This window comes from Streptomyces sp. NPDC058964, assembly GCF_042741275.1.
GTDB lineage: Bacteria > Actinomycetota > Actinomycetes > Streptomycetales > Streptomycetaceae > Streptomyces.
In genome coordinates, this window is the sequence record NZ_JBHYKH010000695.1 from 1 (window position 1) to 3,750 (window position 3,750).

The window sequence follows — 3,750 nt, forward strand, 5'->3', positions numbered from 1 at the left end:
ACAAACTAGATCAACAATTCCAAACTAGCCATGAGGCCCATCATAGAATCATGGGATGATTGATTGTCCACTCGCTTGTCGACTCGCGCGTGAAGGTGAGCCATGCCCCTGAGTCATCCCCGTCGCTCGGCGCTGTCCGAGCAGGTCATCGCCGAGTTGCGGACTCAGATCACCTCGGGCGAGTGGCCGGTCGGCTCACGCATCCCGACGGAGCCGGAGCTGGTCGAACAGCTCGGTGTCGCCCGCAACACGGTCCGCGAGGCCGTCCGGGCGCTGGCGCACAACGGCCTGCTGGACATCCGCCAGGGCTCCGGCACGTACGTGGTGGCGACCAGTGAGCTGGCGGGCGTGATGCACCGCCGCTTCTCCGGCGCCGATCCGCGGCACATCGCCGAGCTGCGCTCCACGCTGGAGTCGGCGGCGGCGAAGCTGGCCGCCGAGCGGCGCACCGAGAAGGACCTCAAACAGCTCGACGCGCTGCTCGTCCGGCGCGAGGAGGCCTGGGATTCGGGTGACGCGGAGGCCTTCGTGACGGCGGACGCGACGTTCCACCTGGCGGTGGTGTCCGCCTCGCACAACGAGGTCATGACGGCGATGTACGCCGACCTGGGCGAGGTGCTGCGGGACTGGCTGCGCGCGGACGTCGGCGAGCTGCTGACGCCCGAGACGCGCATGGACCACGCCCGGCTCGTCGACGCGATCCGTGCGGGCGACGCGGAGGCGGCCGCCGCGGAGGCCGCGAGCTACCCGTTCCTGTGCCGTCCGGGGCGGCTCAGTCCGCCTTCTGGTGGCTGATCCACACCGAGCCGACTTCCTTCCAGCACCGGCCGCTGAGCCGTACGGTCATCGCGGGCCCGGTGTCGACCGGGTCGCCGTCGGTGTCGAGGTCCCACCAGCGGGCGCATTCGATGTGCAGAGTCACGCGATCGGGGTCGACATAGGGGTTGTGGCAGTACGCCACGACGTGGGAGCCGCGCACGGTCGTACGGCACTCCGCTCCGAACAGGGACGGGGCCGTGGGCCGCTTGGCCCGCGCGCGCCCGTGCGGCATCGCCTCGTACGGCAGGGACAGCACAAGAGCGACGGCAACCGTCAGTGAGGCCAGGCTGTGGGACAGGCGCACAAGGGGACCTCCTCGGCCGGGCTGGGGAGGGACTTCGCGAGGTGGACTCGAGTCCAGAGTGCGCCGTTGTCGCACGTCCGCGCCCGGCCGGTGAGCCGAACGGGTGACACGCGTACGGACCCGGGGGGGGGGCGCGCCGGCGGGGGGGGCGGGCGCCCCCCGGCCCGCGGCGGCCGGGGGGGGCCCGGCGCGCGCGCCCCCCCCCCCCCCCCGACGGATCAGGATCCGGCGGTGGCGATCACGCGCCGATGGCGTGCAGACCGCCGTCCACGTGGACGATCTCGCCGGTGGTCTTCGGGAACCAGTCGCTCAGCAGGGCGACCACACCGCGGCCGGCCGGCTCCGGGTCCTTCAGGTCCCACTCCAGGGGGGAGCGGGTGTCCCACACCGAGGCCAGCTCGGCGAAGCCCGGGATGGACTTGGCGGCCATGGAGCCGATCGGGCCGGCCGAGACGAGGTTGCAGCGGATGTTCTGCTTGCCCAGGTCGCGCGCCATGTAGCGGCTGGTGGCCTCGAGGGCGGCCTTGGCCGGGCCCATCCAGTCGTACTGCGGCCAGGCGAAGGAGGCGTCGAAGGTGAGGCCGACGACCGAGCCGCCGTTCTGCATCAGCGGCAGGCAGGCCATGGTCAGCGACTTCAGGGAGAACGCCGAGACGTGCATGGCCGTGGCGACCGACTCGAACGGCGTGTTGAGGAAGTTGCCGCCGAGCGCGTCCTGCGGGGCGAAGCCGATGGAGTGCACGACGCCGTCGAGGCCGCCGAGCTCCTCGCCGACCACGTCGGCCAGCCGTGCGAGGTGCTCGTCGTTGGTGACGTCGAGCTCGATGACCTTGGTGGGCTTGGGGAGCTTCTTGGCGATGCGCTCGGTCAGCGTGGGCCGCGGGAACGCGGTCAGGATGATCTCGGCGCCCTGCTCCTGGGCCAGCTTGGCGGTGTGGAAGGCGATGGAGGACTCCATCAGCACACCGGTGATCAGGACGCGCTTGCCCTCGAGAATTCCGCTCATGGTGATCAGTGACCCATTCCCAGTCCGCCGTCAACAGGGATGACGGCTCCAGTGATGTACGAGGCGTCGTCCGAGGCGAGGAACCGCACCGTCGCGGCGATCTCCTCGGGCTCGGCGTACCGGCCGAGCGGGACCTGCGCGACGATGTTGGCGCGCTGCTCGTCGGTGAGCACCTTGGTCATGTCGGTGTCGACGAAGCCGGGCGTGACGACGTTGAACGTGATGTTGCGCGAGCCCAGCTCACGGGCGAGGGAGCGCGCGAAGCCGATGAGACCGGCCTTGGAGGCGGCATAGTTCGCCTGGCCGGGGCCGCCGTACAGCCCGACGACCGACGAGATGAGGACGACGCGGCCCTTCTTGGCGCGGAGCATGCCGCGGTTGGCACGCTTCACCACGCGGAAGGCGCCGGTGAGGTTGGTGTCGACGACCGAGGTGAAGTCCTCCTCGGACATGCGCATCAGGAGCTGGTCCTTGGTAACGCCGGCGTTGGCGACGAGGACCTCGACCGGGCCGTGCTCGGCCTCGATCTCCTTGTAGGCCTGCTCCACCTGCTCGGTGTCGGTGATGTCGCACTTGACTGCGAGGAAGCCGGCCGGCGGCTCCCCCGAGCGGTACGTGATCGCGACCTTGTCGCCGGCGTCGGCGAAAGCGCGGGCGATGGCGAGGCCGATGCCCCGGTTGCCTCCGGTGACGAGAACCGAGCGGCTCAACGGATCACCCTTTCGATAGCGGTCTGACAGCCCGCCCGAACAGCTGGATGACAGGCGGCTTCATCGAAAACCTATCGGTACGCGGCCGCCGGCGGGCAAGCGGGCACCGACAGTGGCGTGCGGGAGTCGCTGTCGGATCCCTACAGTTTCGACCTGCGGCGGTGTGCCTTCGGCCGGCCATCGCGCGACCGGGGTGGCCGCGCAGGCGAGCGGGGCCCGGCGGGGGCGCCGGTCCCGCCGGGCGGCCGCGGCCGGGCGCGAAAGCCACTTCCCCCGCCACCGCTTGGCGTCATAATGCCACCTCGTGATCACTCTGAGGTATGAGCGCGCACGGCGGTCCCGTACCGGCTCGGCGAACCGCCGCGCGGATATCCGGTGAGCCCCCGTCACTACCGCGCGACATACTGCACTGCGGTGCGTCCGCCGCGCACGACATCCGCTTGACCTGACAAGACATCCGCTAGAGCACGACGAGAACTCATCGACTTGGGGGAGCCTCCTGTGGCCCACGGAATCGATCCGACATTTCTGGCGCTACCCCTACGCGCCCTGGCCGACGCCGCGCTGGCACGCGCGCGTGCGCTCGGGGCCGAGCACGCCGACTTCCGGTTCGAGCGGGTGCGCAGCGCGTCCTGGCGGTTCAGGGACGCCAAGCCCGCCGGGTCGTCGGACACCACCGACCTCGGGTACGCGGTGCGGGTCGTGCACGGCGGTACGTGGGGCTTCGCGTCGGGCGTGGACCTGACGCTCGACGCCGCCGCCAAGGTCGCCTCGCAGGCCGTGGCGATGGCGAAGCTCTCCGCCCAGGTGATCAAGGCGGCCGGGTCGGAGGAGAGGGTCGAGCTCGCCGGCGAGCCGGTGCACGCCGAGAAGACCTGGGTCTCGTCGTACGAGATCGACCCGTTCTCGGT

At 70.6% G+C, this 3,750-nt stretch carries 5 protein-coding genes; 2 read left to right on the forward strand and 3 right to left on the reverse strand.

Translation table 11 applies throughout. From position 1 onward, the window contains the following. Window positions 1-102 precede the first annotated feature (102 nt). Window positions 103-795 (forward strand): FadR/GntR family transcriptional regulator, encoded by a 693-nt coding sequence (locus ACFW2E_RS43135; protein ID WP_384476549.1) that lies wholly within the window; start codon window positions 103-105, stop codon window positions 793-795. On the opposite strand, the gene ACFW2E_RS43140 is transcribed toward ACFW2E_RS43135, so the two are convergent. The 3 genes from ACFW2E_RS43140 to fabG all read right to left on the reverse strand — a co-directional run bounded on the left by ACFW2E_RS43140 (window position 773) and on the right by fabG (window position 2,839). After that, entirely contained in the window at window positions 773-1,123 is a 351-nt protein-coding gene (locus ACFW2E_RS43140) for a hypothetical protein (RefSeq protein WP_384476552.1), read from the reverse strand. The genes ACFW2E_RS43135 and ACFW2E_RS43140 overlap by 23 nt on opposite strands. Window positions 1,124-1,361: 238 nt before the next feature. Beyond that, complete coding sequence (gene fabI, locus ACFW2E_RS43145; RefSeq protein WP_384476554.1) at window positions 1,362-2,129, reverse strand: enoyl-ACP reductase FabI; 768 nt, start codon at window positions 2,127-2,129, stop codon at window positions 1,362-1,364. 5 nt (window positions 2,130-2,134) lie between these two features. Beyond that, complete coding sequence (gene fabG, locus ACFW2E_RS43150) at window positions 2,135-2,839, reverse strand: 3-oxoacyl-[acyl-carrier-protein] reductase (RefSeq protein ID WP_384476557.1); 705 nt, start codon at window positions 2,837-2,839, stop codon at window positions 2,135-2,137. 501 nt (window positions 2,840-3,340) lie between these two features. Here fabG and ACFW2E_RS43155 point away from each other — a divergent pair. Next, window positions 3,341-3,750, forward strand: a 410-nt coding sequence (locus ACFW2E_RS43155) for a PmbA/TldA family metallopeptidase (protein WP_384476560.1), incomplete at its 3' end; no start/stop codon positions are given.

Bases quoted from the DNA above. Each gene is read 5' to 3' on its own strand.
- ACFW2E_RS43135 (WP_384476549.1), top strand. From the start codon at position 103: ATGCCCCTGAGTCATCCCCGTCGCTCGGCGCTGTCCGAGCAGGTCATC.
- fabI (WP_384476554.1), bottom strand. From the start codon at position 2,129: ATGAGCGGAATTCTCGAGGGCAAGCGCGTCCTGATCACCGGTGTGCTG.